Source organism: Halopiger xanaduensis SH-6 (assembly GCF_000217715.1).
Taxonomy (GTDB): domain Archaea; phylum Halobacteriota; class Halobacteria; order Halobacteriales; family Natrialbaceae; genus Halopiger; species Halopiger xanaduensis.
Window position 1 is genome coordinate 401,084 of record NC_015658.1, and the last position, 21,374, is coordinate 422,457.

Below are 21,374 nucleotides of genomic sequence, written 5' to 3' on the forward strand. Positions count from 1 at the left end.
ACTCCAGTGTGGAGTTTGAACGGGAGTCCACCGACAAGCCCACCGCTTCAGCGGTGGGTAGCTGACGTCAGTGGTGTGGATGTCGCCGACACGGATCTCACTGGACGGCGGAACTTGACGCGCGGTTGAGCAGGTAGACCATGGCGCCGCCGAGCACGATGTCGAGCGCGAGGAGCACGGCGATGGCGGGGACGAGCGTGTCCCAGATACCGCCGAAGCGGGTGACCTCGATGACGGTCATGACGTCCTGGTCGAGCATGAGCGCGCGTGCGGCGTCGACGCCGTAGGTGATCGGGTTGTACGTCGCGACGACCTGGATCCAGTCGGGCATCGCACTCAGCGGGAGGAAGGCGGTCGAGACGAACAGCAGCGGGAACTGCAAGAGGTTCGCGCCGATAATCGTCGACTCCTGGTCGCGCGTGACGATCGCCATGATGTTCGAGAGCGCGATGAACCACAGCGAGAAGAGGATCCCGATGCCGAGGATCCCGAGGGCGCCGAGGAATCCGGTGGCGACGTTCGCGCCGAGGACCGTGCCCAGCGCGAGGATGATGGCGATCTGGACGACGATCCGGACGATCTCGGCGGCGGTCTTGCCGAGGAACATCGCCGAGCGGCTCATCGGCATCACGAGCGTCTTCTCGAACATCCCCTCCTCCATGTCGTTGACGAGACCGATCCCCGACCCCGCGGCGGCCGCCAGCGACACCTGCATCGCGATGGCGGGCAGCAGGAACGTCTCGTAGGTGATGCCCCCCGCCCCGCCACCGCTACCGAGTGCGCTTGTCGCGATCTGGCCGAACACCTGCGTGAACAGGACGAGGAAAATGATCGGTTGGACGAGCGACCCGACGACGACGAACGGGTTGCGTATCGCCTTCAGATTCCAGCGGACGAAGTTTACCCAGAAGTCGCTGAAAAAGGAATTGCTCGACGGCGTCGTGCGGACGTGCCCACCGTCGGCGCGGGCCTCGTTGGCGGCCTTGTCTCCCGGGCCCTCGCTCATTCAGCGGTCACCTCCGGTTCCGTCACGTCAGTGGCGTCGGCCGACCGGTCCTTGGAGTCGAGTTCCTCGCCGGTGATCGCGAGGAAGACGTCGTCAAGCGTCGGTGCGCGGATATTGAACCCGGTGACGGTAATCCCGGCGTCACGCAGGGCGACGAGCAAGTCCGTCCCGTGCTCGCGCGCCCGCTCCGCGGTGACGCTGATCCCGCCGTCGGTGACGGTCACGTCCGCATCGGCGTCGAAGACGTCGCCCTCGCGGGCGATCTCGGCGGCGTGCTCGCGGGCGTCCTCCCCGGCGGGGATGTCCACGTCAAGGATTTCCCCGCCGACCCGCCGTTTCAGCTCCGCGGGCGAGCCCATGGCGACGATCTCGCCGTCCAGGATGACGACGATGCGGTCGCAGAGCTGGTCGGCCTCTTCGAGGTACTGCGTGGTGAGAAACAGCGTCGTCCCGCGCTCGTTGATGCGCTCGAAGTACTCCCAGAGGCGGTTGCGTGCCTTCGGATCCAGCCCGGTCGTCGGTTCGTCGAGGAAGACGAGCGGCGGGTTGTGGACGAGCGCCGTCGCGGCGTCCAGTCGCTTCTTCATCCCGCCGGAGAACTCGCCGGCCTGCTTGTCGCCCACGTCCGCCAGATCCACCAAGTCGAGCAGTTCGTCGATGCGCTCGGCACGCTCGCTCTTGGGGACGCCGTAGGCCCGCGCGGCGAAGCGGATGTTCTCGCGGGCGGTGAGCTCCTCGTCGACGCTGGTCTCCTGAGCCATGTAGCCGATTGTCTCGCGGACCCTGCGGGGCTCGTCCCGCACGTCGAAGCCGTTGACGGTGATTGATCCCGCAGTTGGCGACAACAGCGTCGAGAACGTCTTGATCGTCGTCGTCTTCCCCGCGCCGTTCGCGCCGAGGAAGCCGAAGAACTCGCCCTCGGGGATCGTCAGGTCGATCCCCTTCACCGCCTCCGTCCCGTCGGCATAGGTGAGTTCCACGCCCTCGGCGTCGATGGCGGCACCACGCCCGTCCGTCCGTAACATGTCGTTGATCACAGACGTCTTTGTGACCACGGCCCCGTAGCCCCTGTCCTAATTTATTCGGGGTTTTATGCTAGAGCTGCGTCGAAACTCCGCGATGAGGTGGTTCTGTGCGCGGCGCAGTCGCTCGGAGAGCGACGCGGACGCGACGCCGAGTTCGTCAGCGACGTCGGCCATCGTGGCGGTCCGCGGCGTGTCGAAGTAACCCATCTTGTGGGCGGTGACGAGCGCCTCCTGCTGGGCCTCGGTCATCTCGCGCGGCCGAGAACGGTCACCGGTCCCGAACGGGCTTGTCACCCTCCCGTCCGGCCCTTCGTCGGCCTCCACGAGGCGGTCCAGCTGGAGTTCGTAGTCGTTGGCCCGGCAGAACGTTCGGAACTGGTCGAACTCCTCGCGGTCGGCGAACCAGCGCCGCTCCTCCCAGCCGCTCGGCGTGGCGAGCACCCGGTCGGGGATCGACCCGTTGTCCGCGAGTAGTTCCAGGTCCGTCGGCGGGTTGCCGGTCGGGCGACAGCGGTAGCGCCGTGTCGCCCCGTCGGCGACGACCAGCGAGTGGTCGGTCACCGAGTCGGCGTCGGCGAACGCCGCCTTGATCGCGTCAGCGTCGGCGCCCGCGACCCGCACGATGAACGTCGGCGCCCCCGACGGGTGCCCCTGGACCGACTCGAACTCGACGGTTGCTTCGGGCACGCCCTCCGCCACGTCGACCAGCGGCAGCTGCTCGGAGGTCATCCGGAACTCCGCGATCAGTCCCATAGGGAGACAAAGGACGGACGGTCAGTTAGCGCTGGCGGGTGAGCAAGCCCCTTGGAGTATTTGCCTTGGCCGCCGTTGAGCTACCGCGAAACCCACTACTGAGAAATTCGCCGCTAGAAAAAATAGTTTAGCATAAAGTAAATACTTTCTACCCCATGTAGAGATCTTAATAGGGAAAAGCAGTGATTGGTCGGTGATGAACCGGTCAAACCGAGATTGGTGGCCAAACAGGTTGAACCTGGAAATCCTCGATCAGAACGCGAGCAACGTCGCTCCGATGGACGAGGAGTTCGACTACGCCGAGGAGTTCCAGAAACTCGACCTGGAGGAAGTGAAGGAAGATATCGAAGATGTGATGATGACGTCAGAGGACTGGTGGCCAGCCGACTACGGTCACTACGGGCCGCTCTTCATTCGGATGGCGTGGCACAGCGCCGGCACGTACCGCACCAGCGACGGTCGCGGCGGCGCATCCGGCGGTACCCAGCGCTTCGCGCCTCTCAACAGTTGGCCCGACAACGCCAACCTCGACAAGGCCCGGCGGGTGCTCTGGCCGGTCAAGCAGAAATACGGCCGCAAACTCTCGTGGGCCGACCTGATCGTCCTGGCCGGGAACGTCGCCCTCGAGTCGATGGGCTTCGAGACGTACGGCTTCGCCGGCGGCCGCGAGGACGAGTGGGAGCCGGACGAGGCCGTCGACTGGGGTCCCGAAACCGAGTGGGAAGACTCCGACCGCTTCGACGAAGGCGACGAACTCCAAGAGCCGCTGGCCGCCACCGTGATGGGTCTGATCTACGTGAACCCGGAGGGACCGGGCGGTGAGCCGGACCCGGAGAAGTCGGCGGAACGTATTCGACAGTCATTCGGCCGGATGGCGATGAACGACGAGGAAACGGCCGCGCTCATCGCCGGCGGACACACCTTCGGGAAGGTCCACGGCGCCGGCGACGCCGAGGAACACATGGGTCCCGAACCCGAGGCGTCCCCAATCGACCAGCAGGGTCTCGGCTGGCAGAGCAGCCACGGCTCCGGGAAAGGAGCCGACACAATCACCAGCGGTATCGAAGGGCCGTGGAACGCCACGCCGACCCAGTGGGACACGAGCTATATCGACAACCTGCTCGAGCACGAGTGGGAGGCAGAGACGGGGCCAGGCGGTGCGTGGCAGTGGACCACGAAGAGCGGCGAACTCAACGGCGTTGCACCTGGCGCCGAGGACCCGTCGGAGAAGGAAGACGTGATGATGCTCACGACGGACGTCGCCCTCAAGCGAGATCCCGACTACCGAGAGATCCTCGAGCGGTTCCAGGAGAACCCCGACGAGTTCCAGGAGGCCTTCGCGAAGGCGTGGTACAAGCTGATCCACCGCGACATGGGCCCGCCGGAGCGGTTCCTCGGGCCGGAGGTTCCCGAGGAGGAGATGCTCTGGCAGGATCCCCTCCCCGACGCCGACTACGAGCTTATCGGCGACGAGGAGATCGACGAACTCAAGGAACGCATCCTCGCGTCGGACCTGTCCGTCTCTCAGCTTGTCAAGACCGCCTGGGCATCGGCGTCGACCTACCGCGACAGCGACAAGCGCGGCGGCGCCAACGGCGCCCGGATCCGCCTCGAGCCCCAGCGCAGCTGGGAAGTCAACGAGCCCGACGAGCTCGAGACGGTCCTCGAGACCTACGAAGAGATCCAATCGGCGTTCAACAGTTCCCGATCCGACGACGTGCGGGTCTCGCTGGCCGACCTGATCGTGCTAGGCGGCAACGCGGCCGTCGAGAAGGCCGCGGCTGACGCCGGCTACGCCGTGGAGGTTCCGTTCGAGCCGGGCCGTACCGACGCCACCCAGGAACAAACCGCCGTCGAGTCCTTCGAGGCGCTCGAACCCCAGGCCGACGGGTTCCGTAACTACCTCGGCGACGGCCACGAGCGATCGGCGGAGGAGCTGCTGGTCGACAGGGCCGACCTCCTCGACCTGACGGCCGACGAGATGACGGTGCTGGTCGGCGGCATGCGCGCGCTGAACGCCAACTACAAGGACTCCGAACTCGGCGTCTTCACCGACCAGCCGGAGACGCTGACCAATGACTTCTTCGTGAACCTGCTCGACATGGGCTACGAGTGGGAAGCGGCGGACGCGGACTCCCAGCAGGACATCATGGAGTGGGAGTCGCCCTCGGACGGCCACGAGATCTACGAGGTACGCGACCGCGAAACTGGCGAGGTCGAGTGGGCCGCGACCCGCGTGGATCTCGTCTTCGGTTCGAACGCCCGACTCCGAGCCATCGCGGAGGTCTACGCGTCCGAAGACAGCGAGGAGAAGTTCGTGCAGGACTTCGTCGACGCCTGGCACAAAGTGATGACCAACGACCGCTTCGACCTCGAGTAAGCGACCGACCGCGTCGCACTCGGGGCCGAAACGACTCGCCTCGAGAAACTGGCTGAGGCCGCGCTGACGAAGGCCAACGCGAACAAGGAACGCGTAACCGAACTTCAGTCTCGCGTGCTCGAGGCTCCTTTTCCGAGCTTTTTCCGGGAACGAACTCAGAATCGACGATCTCGGCTGCTTCCGGAACGCACGACTCGAGAATCTCGACGACAGTCTCGTCGTCATCGGTGGGTCACAGCGGGCTGGAAAGACGACGTTCACTCGAAATCGATCATACATCAGTTTCGTACTATGTTACACTGTGATCCGGAGGATCTGACTCGAGATACATCTCGAGACGTGGGACGAGAACGATAACGTTGGTTACTCAACAACTGTGAACGACATCGAGAGTCCGCCGCTCGAGACTTCGAACCGACCCGGTTCGACGACCCGCGAGCCGTCTGAGTAAATGACGGCGAGATCTGACGGCTTGAGCGTCATCGTCGCCTTCTGTTTTTCGCCAGAGGGGATCGAAACGCGGTCGAAGCCCGCCAACTCGCGGACCGGCGTCACCCGCGAACTGACGATGTCACGGACATACAACTGGACGACTTCCGTCCCAGCGCGGTCGCCGCGGTTGGCGACGGTAACGGTGACATCGAGCGAGTTGCCAACCTCAATCTGGTCGGCGGTACAGTCAATTGATTCGTACTCGAACTCGGCATAACTAAGCCCGTGTCCGAACGCAAACAACGGATCGTACGCGTCGGGGTGTTCGTCACCGCCGAGCGGTTGAGGATGCGGACGGTGATCGTGGACAAGCGGCAGTTGACTGATCGATCTCGGCATCGAGATTGGAAGCCGTCCGGATGGATTCGTCGCGCCGATCAAGATTTCGCCGATTGCCTGGCCGGCCTCGTAGCCCGGGTAGAAAGCCGCGAGCGTCGCGTCGGCGACCTGAACTTCGTCCGGGATCGCTAGCGGCCGACCCGTGGCGACGACGAGGACTGTCGGCGTTCCCGTGTCGGCGACGCGCTCGAGTAGTCGCCGCTGGGCGTCGGGCAGTCGAAGCTGCGTCCGGTTTGGGAACGCGTCGTTCGGTCCAGTCATCGACTTCGGACCGAACTCGTGGACGTACCAGTTCTCTCCGCAGACGACGACGGCCGCATCCGCGCCCACCGCGGCATCCGCGGCCGCCTCGATATTGATTTCCTCACGAACGGTGGCTCCCGGTTCGTACGCGACCGTCGTATCGTCGTCGGTCGCGTTCGAGAGCCCCTCGAGGATGGTCGTGCCGTGATCCGCGGCGAGGTCGGCGACAGTCCAGCCGCCACAGAGAGCATCGAGGGAGTCGGCGTTCGGTCCGGTCACCAGCACCTCGTCGGGGTCATTGAACGGCAACGCATCATCGTTGTCCAGCAGCACCACCGATTCCCGAGCGCACTCGAGCGACAGCTCGCGGTGTGCGCTCCGCCCGACTACCTCCCGGCTCCGACGGGGGTCGACGTATGGATCGTCGAACAGGCCGAGCCGGAACTTGAGCTCAAGCACCCGTCGAACGCTCTCGTCGAGCCGCTCCTCCGATAGTCGACCGGACTCAACCAACTCGCACAGGTGCTTCGCGTACTCGGGGCCGCCGATTGAGGCCACGTCGAGACCAGCCCCAACCGCCTGCGCGGCCGCCTCTTTCGGTGACGACGCGGTTCGGTGCCGATCGTACAGGAACGCGACCCCGTGCCAGTCTGACTGGACGAGCCCGTCGAAGCCGAGATCATCCCGCAGCAGCGACGTGAGGTATCGTCGGGAACCGTGGGCTGGCTCGCCATCGACCGCGCTGTAGGTCGGCATCACGGCGGCAACGCCGGCGTCGATCGCGCGATCGAAGGGCGGGACGAAGACCCGGTGCAGCGTACTAGGCGAGATGTCGACCGGCGCGGCGTCCTCGCCCCGTGCCGGTGCGCTGTACGCCGGGAAGTGTTTCACCGTCGCCGCGACCGCCGTCGTCTCGAGCGGATCACGCGATGACGGGTCGCCGCCGGTGTCGTCGGCATTTGAATCCGCATTCTGCAGGCCCGCGACTTCCGCGGCTGCGAGTTCGCCTACGAGGTGCGGAGACTCGCCGTACGTTTCGTAGGTACGACCCCACCGCGGTTCCCTCGCGACGTCCGCGTTCGGGGAGTAGTTCATCGTCGCGCCGGTCGCCCGCATCTCGGCTGCCGTCGCGCGAGCGGCTCGCCGGATCAGGGCCGGATTCCAGGTCGCCGCCATCCCCAGGTTGTGCGGGAAGACGGTCGCTCCTTTCACGTTCGCGTGCCCGTGGACCGCGTCGACTGGAACGAGCAGCGGAATCCCGAGCCGCGTCTCCTCTCGCGCGATCCGTTGCAGGCGATTCGCGATTCGCGGCACAACAGCTGGACTGTTGTGGCTCGAGAAGCCGGTCGCGAACGGCGTGACCGAGCCGATAGCGTGCTCGCGAACGGCGTGCTCGACGTCGTCGAGCGTGTAGCTCTCGTACGGATCCGCCTGCACCTCCGAAGCGAAAAGACCGGAGAGCTGGCCGGCCTTCTCCCTGAGGGTCAGCCGCCCAAGGAGATCCGCCGTCCGCTCGTTGACGGGCGCGGTCTCGTCTTCGTAGGTTGGCGAGGCCGTCACTACCCTATGACTTTGGAAAGCCCGATAATAAACTGTCGGGATCCGGTTAACGTATTCGAATGATGATGTTATTGACGGATCGGCTGATCGATATCGATAGCCGAAACCTATTAGCTACCATATAGTAAAACCGTAGTATCGGTTTTACGTTTTATAATCCGCTACTCTTATCAAAGATGTAAATTTCCTCAATTAGGCCCTAATAAGGGGATATAGTCGAGATAAATTGCTCCCCTCTTTCGAATCCACTTCTTGTTTCAAAATCGGGCTAAATTCCAGCTTCACCTGTTTTAACGTACTGATTTACCGGCTTTATCAAGTTAGCAATCTCCATTCTATACATAATATACTAAACATACAGTCGTATATTATCGTTCGTCTGTGTTCGCGACTCTGAATCGCGGTTGTGAAATACTCATCGTAAGGATAGTACTGAAGGTATTGTGATCAGGGATCGAAGTTGTTAGTCAAATCGCCCGGTCAAACAGATTCCATTACAGATGTATGGATGTAAAATTGGGTGTTGTCAGTCGAGCAGAGCTCGTCCGGAGTGACTCGGGACGAGTCGCGGTTCCGCAACGAGCGGAAGACGCCGAGACGAACGCGCTACTCGAGGTCGTATTCGGCGGCGCTGTACGCGAGGATATCAGTGATTTCCTTACCTTCAATACCTTCGAGACTCTCGAGGCCGAGCACCATTAACAGCGGGTAGAAGTCCCGCAACTTCTGGAGGTCGTGGCCCTCGGCGCGCATGCACTCGTAGCTGGTTTCGCGAAACGCCAGTTCGATCTCCTCGCGAAGCCCCTCGGGGAGGTAGATCGTCAGGTTCTCCCACTCCTCTTTGACGTTGGTCACCTCGATCGGTTCGTACTCGTCCTCCTCGTCGGTGTTCACCCAGAACTTCGCGAAGTCACCGTTCGCCGGTTCGTCGTCCGGATCGTCGCTCGTCGGCGGTTCGGAACCGTCACCGCTCATATAGGTCACCTCCGGTACGTCGGTCCGACCGCGTCCGTCTCGCGAGTATTGCTCGTCCAACCATCAGGACGTAGTTGCGTCGTCGTCGATTTATATGTTGGGCTACCGAGGTCGATCATCCTCGGTCCGTCGGCGAGAACCGGCCAGTTTCACCGATTCGGCAGTATTATAGGTCGTCCATTGGTGTTCGTGCACTGTATGCAGACTCAGGAGGACCGATAGCATGTCCGATACCGCAGCACTCGTCGACGACCTCACGCTTGAGGAGAAGATCGAACTCCTCCACGGATCGCTCGACCCGGACGGGAAGGCGACCGGCTACGTCCCCGCGAACGATCGGGTCGGCACCCCGCCGTTGAAGATGGTCGACGGCCCGCTCGGCGTGCGGGCGATGGGGGAGCGGGCGACCGCGTTTCCCTCGTCGATCTCGCTCGCGTCGTCGTGGCGGCCGGACCTGGCCCGGGAGTTCGGCGCGGCGCTCGGTCGAGAGACCGCTGCCCACGATCAGGACGTCTTGCTCGGACCGGGCGTCAACATCGTCCGGGTCCCACACGGCGGACGGAACTTCGAGTACTACAGCGAGGATCCGCACCTCACGTCCCGGGTCGGCGTCGGAACCATCGACGGCATCCAGTCGGAAGGGGTCGCGGCGACGGTCAAACATTACGTTGCGAACAACCAGGAGACGAACCGCTACGAGGTCAGCGCCGACGTCAGCGAGCGGGCGCTGCGCGAAATTTACCTGCCTGCGTTCCGCGCGGCCGTCGAGGAGGCCGACGTCCTGTCCGTGATGACGGCGTACAACCGGGTCAACGGCACCCACATGAGCGATCATGAGCGTCTCCTCACGGACGTCCTGAAAGACGAGTGGAGGTTCGACGGCGTCGTCGTCTCCGACTGGTGGGGCACCCGCAGCACCGGCGACGCGGCGCTGGCCGGCCTTGACCTCGAGATGCCCGGCGTCGAACTCAAGGAGTACATCCCCGAGGAGGCGGCCGAGGCGGTGGACGCGACTGACGACGAGGACGGCGAACTGCCGCCGCTTCCCGACGTGCCGGCTTACTTCGGCGAGCCGCTCCGCGAGGCCGCCGAGGCCGGCGAGGTCGACGAGTCGGTGCTCGACGAGAAGCTCTCGCGGCTCTTCGGGCTCATGGAGGCGACCGGTTGCTTCGACGACGGGGACCGCGAGGGCGTGCTCGACACCGAGGAGCACCGTCGGCTGGCCCGTGAGATAGCGATCGAGGGGACGGTCATGCTACGAAACGACGACGCGCTCCCCCTCGCGGCGGACGATTCGATCGCCCTCGTCGGGCCGAACGCCGACGCGGCCAAGCTCGGCGGCGGGGGCTCCTCCGAGGTCTCGGCGTTCACCGAAACGAGCCCCCTCGAGGGACTCGAGGACCGCGCGGTCGATGTTCGGTTCGAACGCGGAGTCTCGCCGATCGCCGAATCGTCGTTCTTCGACGACGGCGATGACGACGATACCGCCGACGAGGAGACGAGCATCGACGACGCAGTCGCGGCCGCTGCCGAGGCCGACTGCGCGGTGGTCGTCGCGCAGGACGACGCCTCTGAGTTCAAAGACCGGTCCGACATCGAACTCCCTGGCGACCAGAACGAGCTGATCTCGGCCGTCGCCGACGCCGCCGACCGGACGGTCGTCGTCCTCCGGACCAGCGGCCCCGTCGAGATGCCGTGGCTCGAGGCCGTCGACGCCGTTCTCGAGACGTGGTACCCCGGCCAGACCGACGGCGAGGCCCTCGCCGACGTCCTGTTCGGCGATGCCGATCCCGGCGGTCGGCTCCCGGTGACGTTCGGCCGATCGGCGGCGGACTATCCGACCGCCGACGAGGGGTCATTCCCGGGCGTCGACGACGTCGCCGACTACGACGAGGGCGTCTTCGTCGGCTACCGCCACTTCGACGAACATGACCTCGAGCCGCTGTTCCCGTTCGGACACGGGCTCTCGTACGCGACCATCGAGTACGAGGACGTCACCGTCACCGAGACCGACGACGGGGTCGAGGTCGCCGTCGACCTCCACAACGCGAGCGACCGCGCCGGCAAGGAGGTCGTCCAGGTCTACGCCGAGAGGGCGGCCGCGCCGGTTCCGACCCCTGAGCGCGAACTCGCCGGATTCGAACCGGTCTCGCTCGAGGCGGGCGAGTCGACGACGGTGACCGTCGCGCTCGAGGCCGAGGACTTCGCGTACTACGACGAAGACGACGGTTGGACGGTCCCCAGCGGGACGAACGGCGTCTCGGTGGGCCGATCGTCTCGAGACGCGGAAGCGACGATCGACGTCGACGTCTAATCCCCTCGCGAGGAGCAGGTTTCGTAGCTGATCGCCTTCGCGAACGTTGCTGTTCCGACAGCTACCGCCCGCGAACCAGCGTCGGCCGGAGACGGCATCGTTTGCGACGACGATTGAATTTTTGTCCCCTTCGTGAGTCTCGTTTTATATGGCGATAGAAACCGTACTGGTAGCCGTCGGTGACCAGGACAGTGACCGTATCGACCGACTGACCTCGACCGCAGTCGAAATCGCCGATCCGCTCGAGGCGACGGTAATCGTCGCCCACGTGTTTCCCGACGAACCGGCATCCCTTCCTGAGGGCGTGTTGCCGATCGCGGGGCAACATCGACCGTACGTCCTCTCGGACGCGGAGTACGACGAGGCGGTCAACCCGTCCGCGGCGGACGACGACTCGGTCGCCGACGCCACGATTCGCCACGAAATCGTCCATGAGATCGTCGATCGACTCGAGGAGACCGGCGTCGATTACGAGACCCGCGGCGCGGTCGGCGAGCCGGGTGACGCGCTCGTGACGCTCGCGGACGAGGTCGACGCCGACCGAGTCGTCGTCGGCGGGCGGCAGCGATCGCCGACGGACAAGGTCGTGTTCGGAAGTGTCGCGCAGGACGTGCTTCTGTCGTCGCCGTGTCCGGTTACGTTTGTTCGCGACTAGTGACCGATCCCGTCCGCGGCCCGAACCGCGTTCGATACTGAGTCGATCGACGAGAGCGCTCGCTTAGACCCGTTCCCTTCCTTCGGTACGGATGACCGTTATCGAGAGACGGGTGCCGAATCAGCACGCCGTTCTCCGCCATCGTAATATTTTACTATAGTTAATGTAAATGGTCGGTAGACGCTGGGTTCGAGTAACAGACCCACGATCGAAAATGACAGCAAACGTACTCGGAGTAACCGAGGGTATTGGACGAGTGACAACGCTGTGCTCCGTCGCAGCGAATTTCGAGGTGACGTCGGATGTCTGAACAGGGAGAGAAATCATGGCTGACGATCGGAACGTTACTGCTGGCGACGACGCTGGTCGCACTTTCCGGCGGCATCGTCAATCCGATCCTGCCGGCGATCGAGAACGCGTTCCCGAACGTGCCGAACGCCGGAACGCTCGCGCAGTTGGTCAGCACACTGACCGGACTGATCATCGCCATCTTCGCGCCGATCATCGGCGTGCTGGTGGATCGATACGGTCGCAAGTCGATTCTGGTCGGTTCGATTATCATCTACGGAATCGGCCCGAGTTTGGCGTACTTCCTCGACTCACTGTACCTGATCCTCGCGACCCGGGTCTTCCTCGGGATCGCCGTCGCCGGGATCATGGTGAGTTCGACGACCCTCATCGCCGACTACTTCTCGGGCAAGCGTCGGGAAACCGTGATGGGCTGGCAGGGCGCGATGATGCCGTTCGGCGCCGCCGTCGCCATGGTTGCGGGCGGCGTCATCGCCGACCTCAACTGGCGGACCGCGTTCCTGACCTACCTCGTCGCGTTTCTCATGCTCCCGCTCGTCGTCCGCTACATCGACGAACCGGACATCGACACGAACGGCGAGGAGACGTCGCTCCCGTCGCTGACCGAGGTTCGTGAGATCCTCAGCGGGCTGCCGCTGGCGTTCCTCGCGGGCGTGTACCTGACGATGTTCATCGGCATGATCGGGTACAACCAGATCAACGTCGAGATTCCGTTCTACCTGCAGACGGTCACGTCGGTCAGCGGCACGATGACCGGCATCGCGATTGCCGCTGTCTCGGTCGCCGCCGGTCTCGTCTCGCTGAACTTCGACCGCATCCGCGAGCGACTCCACCCAGTGGCGATCATCGCGTGTATCTTCGCCGCGGCCGGCGTCGGCTTCCTGATCGCGGGGCTGACCGGGAGCTACTGGATCATCGTCGTCGGAATCATCATCGCGGGGGCTGGGCTCATCCTGCTCACGCCGACGATGAACTACTGGGTTGCATCCCGGATCACCGAACAGTACCGCGGCCGAGCGCTCAGCGGCGTCACGACGACCCAGTTCCTTGGGATGTTCATGTCGCCGATCGCCGCACAGCCGCTCATCAGCAGCCTCGGTAACGGCCAAGCGCTGGTTGCGATGGGTGGGCTAGGATTCGGGCTCATGGTTCTGTTCGCCGTCATGGCGCTGCGAGGGCGTTCGGTATCGGACACTGCCTCTCCGCCACAGCCGAACGACTGACCATCTCAATACTTTTGTCGGAATCCGTGTCACAACCTCGGAGACGCGCTGTAACGACTGCTGGGGGGTGACAATACCTGTATCAGCGAGATCAGTGACGGGCAGGAGAGCCTTCGCTTCGCCGATATCTGCCGGCGAAGCATCAGCATGTCTTGCTCGCGGTCAATGCGGTCTGTTTCGAACTGCTCTAGATCGGCTCCGGTGGTGAACACGGAATCAGACCTGGGGACTCACATTGGGTGCGCTCGAGCGCATGTCACGCCTCTCTGCTCGAACAAACAGTCCGTGTCGTAAAAGCTCAGTTTGTCTTCGAGTCTCGATAGCAAGTGATGCTGACATCATCAATGAACAAGACGATCTTCATGAAGTCGAGTTTGGCCAGACTGAGCTGGTAGAGGTTGTCTGACTCCGATAGTTTACCGGGATACCTATGCCCCGAACTCAATCGCTCTATGTATCGTCGAGCCATCGTAGACGCTCATTGGGACGGCCTTGACAGCCGACCGAATCGACGCCAGCGCAGCATTCAGGAACGTCTCGGACATGGTCTGTGTGCGTCGCTCGTTTAATCGGATGATAGCTCGACGACGGTACTGTCTAGCTTAGCACCTCCGCTGGTGTCTGTTTGTTGAGTGACTGATTCGGACACTGTGTGTTATAGTAGTGTGCGAACCCTTCAAGACACTCTCTGACGCTCGCCCGACTGCCGACCCACGAGTTATGGAAGTGATCGATCCGCATTTTGAGCGCGTGAGACTACTCTTCGATGTGGTTTCGACCAACGTAGTCGAGGTGACCGCTCAATCCTAAACGAGAGAGGGTAGTCAGATAGTCGGCACCATCGATGAGAAACTCAGCGCCGGAGAGATCGTGTTTCTCGGCGAGTCCATGCAGAAACGCAGCAGATGAATCGGTACCTCGCCGTCCAAAGAGCGCTACATCGAGAATGAGTTTCGTGTCGAAGTCTATTGCAGCGTATGTTCAAGATCGGCCGTCGTTAATCCTGACAGCGGTTTAATCAACTGCGACTCGCGACGGCTTCACCGTCAGCAGGTCTAGAACGATATCAGAAAGAAGATATATCCAGTTCCAGATTGTTTGGTGAGACCGTTCAACGCCGAGTGAGTGAAGAATCGCTTGTGTCTCCCGAAGCGAACAACCGATTACGTGGACCCAGACGGCGAACGCCCTGTCGGACGTCGCCGTCCACTCACGCTCCCAACTCCGCTGGCTGGCGCAGGGTGAGACGAGATGCTTCGCAGTTCAGCGGCAAACCCCGTCGCAGCGCGGGCAAACGCTGCACCGACCACTTCAAGGGGAGTGACTCTGCGATCAAACGGACACGTTTGTGGGAAACCCTGTGGGCGGCAAAGGTTTCGACGCCCGTCAGCGAGGAGTCCCAGCGCGGCGACTCGCTGAGTCGGCGGGCTGGAGCCCGCAGCCACGGAGGTCGAACGCCGAGCCGTCTCCGCAGAGCGGGACGGAGTGTGCACGCCTGCTGGCTAAGAGAAGGAGCCCGCGCGGCCGGGTCACGCGGGAAGTTGCTCTCGCCAGCAGGTTGTGCCGGAGTCACGCGCAAGAGAGATGACTGGAGGGAGGCGGGAAGCTGTCGTCTCCCGTAGGTCCGCACGCTCGCAGAGCGCGTCGGAACCTGGACTTCGATTTCGCGCCCGGAATCGCTAGCGAAGCGGTCTGCACCACGGACGGCCCGCCGCGAACGCAACGATGTCCGTGAGCAACCAGCCGTCCGTAGTCAGGCCGGTAAGCAAGACTCCCGAGAGGCAGATCTGTTTGATCTGCCGACGCGCGACAATCGAAGGAAACGGGAGGACTGTGGTGCGGCTTGAGTCCGAGTCAGCTCGAGCTGGGGTGAATCTAGCTGAGTTTAGTATAGTATCGAATCAGGGTCGTCTTTCTACTCCGTTCAGATGCGAATCTCACATTGGATCTTCCATCAGCTATTGGTGATGTTGGTTAAGTTGTGCTGAATACAGGGTGCGATGTCTCATGAGATTCGGCTTGGTTTGGACAGTGACGATCGGTATTGGGTATCCACGTATCGGGCAGATTTCACCAATCAATACGTCTGTGATGCCTACATAGGTGGGTCTGCGTCATCGGCGAATCCGCTTCCGTACGTCTCGATGATCTCCGTCACAGTGACTTCGTACGCATCGTACCACTCCGTCCACCGCTGTTTCGCGCGTTTGTGGTCTGCATCTGCTCCAAACGACTCGAGCGCGTCCAACGACTCCCAGTAGTACACGACGAGAATCTCCTCACTTTCTGGAGCGTGCCACGTCCGTTTGCCCAGATACCCCTCCGTGTCCTCGGAAGCCTCCTGTATCGCGTCGTTCAACTCGTGAAACTTCGAATCGTACTCTCCCGGATCGAGGCGGAACATAACGAGATACATAGGACTGCTTATTCGACTGCGCGAACAAGACGCTTCCTCTCTGCGGGGACAATAGTTCGCTGTGAATGACTCGCTGATCTGTGCCCGTGTCAGTTGGTGTGTCTGGCTACGCTCGCCGGGAACTCCACGTCTATCCTTCGCGACGGAGAACATTCATATAGGTATCCGATCTGTATCGGTAACCTGTACAACTGCCCGAGTCGGCCCCATTGTGAATTACATATGACACGACACGATGACCACACCAATGAGAATCGATTCGCGACCGTCGCCGTTGGCGCAGCTGAGACTGGGATGCATCTCCACAGAGGTGGAACAAACGATGTCGTCCCACCGATCCACCTCTCGACCACGTTCGAGTGGGCCAGCGGAGAGGAAGCCAACGAACACGACTATTCGCGCGAGAGCAATCCGACCCGGGCAGCCCTCGAAGAGCAGTTAGCCCGCCTCGAAGGCGGCGAGCATGGATTGACGTTCGCTTCTGGGATGGCTGCTACCTCGACGACGATGCTGGCGCTGGTCTCGCCGGGAGGCCATATCGTCTCTTCGGACTCCATCTATAGCGGGACCGAAAAACTGCTCACGGAACTCGCCGCTGGGCACTTCGACATCAATGTCGACTTCGTCGACGCTCGCGATCCCGAAAACATCGCCGCAGCAGTCGACTCTGACACCGACCTGATCTGGGTGGAGACACCATCGAACCCCCTGATACGGCTGTGCGACATTCAGGCGATATCTGACATCGCTGACGCCCACGATGCCCAATTCGGCGTGGACAGTACCTTCGCGAGTCCGTACTTTCAAGCACCGCTGGAACTCGGTGCCGATGTCGTCATCCACAGTACCACTAAGTATCTCAACGGGCACTCCGACTCGATTGGCGGCGCCGTTATAACCGACGACGGGGAGGCCTTCGAGCAGTTGGCGTTTGCTCAGCAGGTCGGACTTGGAAACATGCTGTCGCCGTTTGATTGCTATTTGGTTGCGCGAGGTACGAAGACGCTGCCCGCACGGATGGAACACCACGAGAAGAACGCAATGGCGGTTGCGCGGTTCCTCGAGAGCCACGAGCGGGTCGACCGCGTTCACTATCCAGGACTTGAGAGTCACCCACAACACGAGCTTGCGAGTGAGCAGATGTCGGGGTACAGCGGGATGCTGTCCTTCGAGTTCGACGGGACGCTCATCGAACTTGAAGCGTTTATTGAAGAGTTGGAGGTATTCACGCCGGGCGCTAGTCTCGGTGGGGTCGAGAGCCTCGTTGAGGTACCGTCGCTTATGATTCCGGACGAATTTAGTCGTGGAGAAGCCACAGCGGAGATTCCTGAGACGTTGGTCCGGGTGTCAGTTGGCCTCGAAGATGCCGAGGACCTCTGCAAGGATCTCCGGACGGCACTCCCGTAAGCTCGCCCCGTCCTTCGTTCCCGAGAAGAAGTGCACGTTTATCGGACGAGACATATCGGTTTCAGCTGGAACGACCAAGGGAATCGTGCTGAAATTATCGTCTGTATGCAGTAGGTCGCTCTTGACAGTGGTTCGGTAGTTCGATCAGGCATTGGTGAATAGATGGCACGAATGTAGCACGAAATTCAATATGATTTGCGAAGGTGGTGATCGCTCAGTACAGGCTAATGACAGACCAAAACTTACCCTTCTAGAGACCACCTCACGTTGATGTAATAACATATATATGCGGTTGATGGAAATTACCTGCCAATGAATGAAGAACGAATAATATTCCGACTGAATCTTATTATTGCACTCTTGATTAGCATCCTTGTGATACTTCTTCTCCCTATTCTTTCTGTAGAACGGCTGGTCCTCGGAGTGTTTCTGGTCGGATTTGTATTTCCACTACTCTATCTAATTATAATGGTGATCCGATAAGTTCGCACGTGTAGTGAGCAGATGGTCCGCCATTTTCGGTGTGAAACAAATGCCGTGCTGAACTTATCCTCTGTGTGCAGCAGCTGATTCCTGACGGCTGCTGGAGAGATAATTCCCGTGCTGAATACAGGGCGCATATCCATCACGATCTGTGTTCCAAGAAACGTGTGCTAGACTGAGCAGTCTACCGTCACTGGTCAGCGATGAAATGAATCCAACAACGGCCAATACGTCATGTTCTGCGAGGCTGTCGTGCAGTTCGTCTTGGGCGGTTTCGTCATCGAGGTACTCATCCAGCAGAGGTAGTCGTCACCGGGATTCCCGCTACAGTCCAGTTCGACAGTTCTAACCACGAGACCAGAAAGGTACTCAAGCGTTTCGTCGAGCGATTGATCGCCGAAGTCGTCTCAGGTCCCGGTCGAGTCCGCTCCACGGCGTGCGCGTCCGCCCCGGTCGTCTATCGGGTCTTCGAGGTCGCCCATGACCTCCTCGAAGGCATCCGTCGAGGTCAGGAGACCAACGACCTCGTCGCCCTCGGTGACGAGGGCGAGTTCCTGATTTTCCGTCTGGAAGCGGTCGATGGCGTCATTGATTTCCTCCTTGGCCGGGAGCGTCATCGACGACTCGGCGAGGTCTTCGATGTTGACTTCGCCGCTCATGAGGTCCTCGAAATGGTTCGTGATCGTCGGAAGATAGACGACCCCGCGGAAGTCGTCCATGTCCTCGCCGACCACTGGGTAGCGAGAATGGGAGTGTTTCTCGACGAGCGCGAGGTTCTCCTCGGGGGTGTTCTCGGTCGAGAGCGCGACGACCTCCTCACGCGGAACCATGATCACCTCGACCGGGATGTCGCCGACGGCCAGCGCGTTCATCACCTCCTGCTGGCGTTCTTCGGGAACGTTTCCCTCTTCAAGAATCGAACTGAAGCGCGTGTAGAGACCCGCACGCCCCTGCATGACGTCGGCTTCGGTTTCGAGCCACGCGCCAGTCATCTCGACGCCGAACAGCGAAAGCGTCCATTTCGCCGCCCCATCTCCAAACTTGATGATCGGCCAGATGGCCCGCGTCCACCAGTACAGCGGCGTCGCACAGTACCGACAGACCAGTTTCGAGCGCTCGACGCCGAGATAGGTCGGCGTTTGCTCGCCGTGGGTCAGATGGACGAGGTTGACGATGAGAAACGCGAGGATGGCCCCTGCGCCGACCGATGCGAGAACCGTCCCACCGAACAGCGGTTCGAAGATGGCCGTCAGCGCGGGTTCGGCGATGATCCCGACCGCGATGCTCGAGAACGTAATCCCGATCTGACAACTGGTCAAGTAAATCTCTAAATTCTGAGTCATCTCCCACGCGCGTTCGAGACCGGGTTCCATGAATTCCGCTTCGGAATACTGTCGGGCCCGGGTCAGCGCGAACTCGATGGCGACGAAAAACCCGTTGGCGAGAATAAGCAATAGACCGGCAATAAGCCTGAGAGAGGCTTGGAGCGCGGTCATCGGCATAGCAAGTTATATAAACGGCAGCACGGATAAACGGTTTGTCTGCAAACCGATTCTTCGCGCTCCGAGGAACACCGTTCTCACGAGGTATCTCAAGCCGGATCGCCTTGAGAGTCTAGTCTCGATGCGTCGTCCCCGCGTTGTTCGCGCTGGTAGACGTCAATGGGATCTTCGAGTTCGCCCATCACTTCCTCGAAGGCATCCGTCGAGGTTAACAGGCCGACGACCCGTCCCTCCTCAGTGACGAGCGCGAGTTCTTGATTTTCCGTCTGGAAACGGTCGATGGCGTCGCTGATTACCTCGTCGGCCGGGAGCGTCATCGGCGACGCGGCGAGCTCTTCGATGTCGATGTCGCCGTTTTTGAACGCCTCGAACTGGTTTGTGACCGTCGCGAGGTAAACGACCCCGCGGAAATCGTCGATGTCCTCGCCGACCAGCGGATAGCGGAGATGTGGATGCTCTTCGATGACCGCGAGGTTTTCCTCGGGGGTATTGTTGGTCGAGAGTGTGGCGATCTCCTCGCGCGGCACCATGATGTCACGGATGGGGATTTCCTCGACTACCAACGCGTTCATCACTTCCTGACGACGCTCTTCGGGAATCTCATTGTCGTCGAGTATCGACTCGAGCTGTCGGTGGAGGTCCGCACGCCCCTCAATGTCCTCGCCGTCGGATTCGAGCCACGCACCGGTCATCTCGACGCCGAACAGCGAAAGCGTCCATTTTGCCACCCAGTCACCGACGCGGAGAATCGGTCGAATGACCCACGTGAACCAATACAGCGGTGTTGCACCGTAGCGGCAGACTTGTTTCGAGCGCTCGACGCCGAGGTAGGTGGGGGCCTGTTCACCGTAGATCTTGTGTACCAAGCTCACGATGATGTACGCCAGGAGCACGCCCGCGCCAATCGACGCGAGAACCGTCCCGCCGAACAACGGTTCGAACAGCGCTGCGAGCGCGGGTTCGGCGACGATACCCAGTGCGATGCTACAGGCGGTGATACCAACCTGACAGCCGGTGAGATAGATTTCGAGGTCCTCGGTCATCTTCCACGCGCGTTCGAGACCGGGTTCCATGAACTCCGCTTCGGAATACTGTCGGGCCCGGGTCAGCGCGAACTCAATGGTGACGAAAAACCCGTTGGCGAGAATCAACGCGGCACCCGCAACGAGACGGAGGAGTATTTCGGGTGCTTGCATTGAGTCTAGGTCCATCGATACGACGTCGAGGCAAAAAAGCACGGGTGGCAAACTGACATTGCTGTCAGATGGGCGTTCAGTTGGGTCTGACCGACCGCCCGGTCTCCGAGGAGCGATAGATGGCTTTGATGACGCGCTGGACGATGAGACCTTCCTCGAGCGTGTTCCGCTCCGGGGTCACGAGCCAAGTTCCCACTATCACGACATCGTCCGGTCCATCTGACTCGTGGACACCCTTTTTGCCGTTCAGCCAATAGGACTTCGACGTGTACCGCGACATCCTTATCCCGACGGATGGATCTGATGCAAGCGTAACAGCGCTGGATCACGGGATGGAAATCGCGTCGAATATGGGCGCCAAGGTGCATCTCCTGCACGTCGTAGATGTTGGGACGGAGATGTCCGCATCCGCCGTTGGCGACATCGCGAATGACCTCACCGAAACACTTGATGAGGAAGCGGAAGAGGCGCTCGATCAGGCCGAGCAAATGGCCGATGAGGCCGGTGTTACGTCCGAACGAGCCATTCTCGAAGGATTTCCAGAAGACGCAATACCCCAGTATAGCGCCGATAGTAGGATCGACCTGATCGTGATCGGAGAAAGCGAGGATTCGACCTTCACAGAACAACTCTTCGGGAGCACGACGGAGGACGTTCTCGAGTCGGTGACTACCTCGGTTCTGGTAGCTCGGGAATGAGTCCCCGCTCGTAGAAACTACCGTTATCGCACCAGTCCGGCAGAGAAAGAGAACCATCCACGGGGAACTGGCCCTCCAGACGATGATTTCCGGCGAAATCAGTATATCGGGACTCTGATTTGTCGGTGCTTTCGTCAGCCCGTACGCGAATCAAACATATCGATGTGCTGAATGCACCCTCTGTATGCAACAGGTCGGTCTTGACAGTGGTTCGCTAGTTCGATCAGGCCTTAATGAATAGATGGCGCGGATGTCACACAGCCTGATTTACGAAGGTGGTGGTCGCTCAGTCCAGGTCAAACAGTTACCGAATCGGCTGCCGATATCTCTTTGATCTATCAAAATCTGGCTGCTGATTATAGTGAGTGTATGCAGCACATCGGCACCGACATAGCTTG

15 protein-coding genes and 1 pseudogene are annotated in these 21,374 nt (G+C 61.2%); 6 read left to right on the forward strand and 10 right to left on the reverse strand.

What is annotated here, in order from left to right:
- Nucleotides 1–97: 97 nt before the first annotated feature.
- The 3 genes from HALXA_RS19410 to HALXA_RS19420 are packed head-to-tail and all read right to left on the reverse strand — an operon-like array spanning nucleotide 98 to nucleotide 2,784.
- A complete protein-coding gene (locus HALXA_RS19410) occupies nucleotides 98–1,006 on the reverse strand; it encodes an ABC transporter permease (protein ID WP_013875963.1) in 909 nt (302 codons plus the stop codon).
- Nucleotides 1,003–2,031 carry an ABC transporter ATP-binding protein gene (locus HALXA_RS19415; protein ID WP_049895621.1) on the reverse strand — a complete coding sequence of 343 codons (1,029 nt, stop codon included), beginning with the start codon at nucleotides 2,029–2,031 and terminating at the stop codon, nucleotides 1,003–1,005. The genes HALXA_RS19410 and HALXA_RS19415 overlap by 4 nt, the downstream gene beginning before the upstream one ends.
- A gap of 48 nt (nucleotides 2,032–2,079) precedes the next feature.
- On the reverse strand, nucleotides 2,080–2,784 hold the full coding sequence (locus tag HALXA_RS19420; RefSeq protein ID WP_013875965.1) for a helix-turn-helix domain-containing protein: 705 nt from the start codon (nucleotides 2,782–2,784) through the stop codon (nucleotides 2,080–2,082).
- 196 nt (nucleotides 2,785–2,980) lie between these two features.
- Here HALXA_RS19420 and katG point away from each other — a divergent pair, with 196 nt between their 5' ends.
- Nucleotides 2,981–5,164 (forward strand): catalase/peroxidase HPI, encoded by a 2,184-nt coding sequence (gene katG / locus HALXA_RS19425; RefSeq protein ID WP_013875966.1) that lies wholly within the window; start codon nucleotides 2,981–2,983, stop codon nucleotides 5,162–5,164.
- 363 nt (nucleotides 5,165–5,527) lie between these two features.
- Here katG and HALXA_RS19430 read toward each other — a convergent pair whose 3' ends face one another.
- Both HALXA_RS19430 and HALXA_RS19435 read right to left on the reverse strand, forming a co-directional pair.
- Entirely contained in the window at nucleotides 5,528–7,798 is a 2,271-nt protein-coding gene (locus HALXA_RS19430; protein ID WP_013875967.1) for a glycoside hydrolase family 3 N-terminal domain-containing protein, read from the reverse strand.
- A gap of 606 nt (nucleotides 7,799–8,404) precedes the next feature.
- On the reverse strand, nucleotides 8,405–8,773 hold the full coding sequence (locus HALXA_RS19435) for a hypothetical protein (RefSeq protein WP_013875968.1): 369 nt from the start codon (nucleotides 8,771–8,773) through the stop codon (nucleotides 8,405–8,407).
- A gap of 223 nt (nucleotides 8,774–8,996) precedes the next feature.
- Here HALXA_RS19435 and HALXA_RS19440 point away from each other — a divergent pair, with 223 nt between their 5' ends.
- From HALXA_RS19440 to HALXA_RS19450, 3 genes are all read left to right on the forward strand, one after another.
- Nucleotides 8,997–11,087 (forward strand): beta-glucosidase family protein, encoded by a 2,091-nt coding sequence (locus HALXA_RS19440; RefSeq protein WP_013875969.1) that lies wholly within the window; start codon nucleotides 8,997–8,999, stop codon nucleotides 11,085–11,087.
- Between the two features lie 148 nt (nucleotides 11,088–11,235).
- The gene (locus tag HALXA_RS19445; protein ID WP_013875970.1) at nucleotides 11,236–11,742 is read left to right on the forward strand and encodes a universal stress protein; all 507 of its coding nucleotides are present in this window, start codon (nucleotides 11,236–11,238) and stop codon (nucleotides 11,740–11,742) included.
- A 302-nt stretch (nucleotides 11,743–12,044) separates the two neighbouring features.
- The gene (locus tag HALXA_RS19450; RefSeq protein WP_013875971.1) at nucleotides 12,045–13,274 is read left to right on the forward strand and encodes an MFS transporter; all 1,230 of its coding nucleotides are present in this window, start codon (nucleotides 12,045–12,047) and stop codon (nucleotides 13,272–13,274) included.
- A gap of 597 nt (nucleotides 13,275–13,871) precedes the next feature.
- Here HALXA_RS19450 and HALXA_RS21295 read toward each other — a convergent pair.
- Both HALXA_RS21295 and HALXA_RS19455 read right to left on the reverse strand, forming a co-directional pair.
- A pseudogene (locus tag HALXA_RS21295) lies at nucleotides 13,872–14,510 on the reverse strand (IS6 family transposase); the annotation flags it as partial.
- 859 nt (nucleotides 14,511–15,369) lie between these two features.
- Complete coding sequence (locus HALXA_RS19455; protein ID WP_013875972.1) at nucleotides 15,370–15,690, reverse strand: antibiotic biosynthesis monooxygenase family protein; 321 nt, start codon at nucleotides 15,688–15,690, stop codon at nucleotides 15,370–15,372.
- A gap of 222 nt (nucleotides 15,691–15,912) precedes the next feature.
- On the opposite strand from HALXA_RS19455, the gene HALXA_RS19460 reads away from it, so the two are divergent.
- Nucleotides 15,913–17,097, forward strand: a complete 1,185-nt coding sequence (locus tag HALXA_RS19460) for a trans-sulfuration enzyme family protein (protein WP_013875973.1) — start codon at nucleotides 15,913–15,915, stop codon at nucleotides 17,095–17,097.
- A gap of 890 nt (nucleotides 17,098–17,987) precedes the next feature.
- Here the strand turns inward: HALXA_RS19460 and HALXA_RS19465 are convergent.
- From HALXA_RS19465 to HALXA_RS19475, 3 genes are all read right to left on the reverse strand, one after another.
- Nucleotides 17,988–19,076, reverse strand: coding sequence for a CNNM domain-containing protein (locus tag HALXA_RS19465; RefSeq protein ID WP_049895624.1), 1,089 nt, complete (start codon nucleotides 19,074–19,076; stop codon nucleotides 17,988–17,990).
- 95 nt (nucleotides 19,077–19,171) lie between these two features.
- The gene (locus HALXA_RS19470) at nucleotides 19,172–20,278 is read right to left on the reverse strand and encodes a CNNM domain-containing protein (RefSeq protein ID WP_049895580.1); all 1,107 of its coding nucleotides are present in this window, start codon (nucleotides 20,276–20,278) and stop codon (nucleotides 19,172–19,174) included.
- 76 nt (nucleotides 20,279–20,354) lie between these two features.
- On the reverse strand, nucleotides 20,355–20,558 hold the full coding sequence (locus tag HALXA_RS19475) for a hypothetical protein (RefSeq protein WP_049895582.1): 204 nt from the start codon (nucleotides 20,556–20,558) through the stop codon (nucleotides 20,355–20,357).
- Between HALXA_RS19475 and HALXA_RS19480 the strand changes: the two genes are divergently transcribed.
- On the forward strand, nucleotides 20,545–20,976 hold the full coding sequence (locus HALXA_RS19480; RefSeq protein WP_013875976.1) for a universal stress protein: 432 nt from the start codon (nucleotides 20,545–20,547) through the stop codon (nucleotides 20,974–20,976). The genes HALXA_RS19475 and HALXA_RS19480 overlap by 14 nt on opposite strands.
- Nucleotides 20,977–21,374 lie beyond the last annotated feature (398 nt).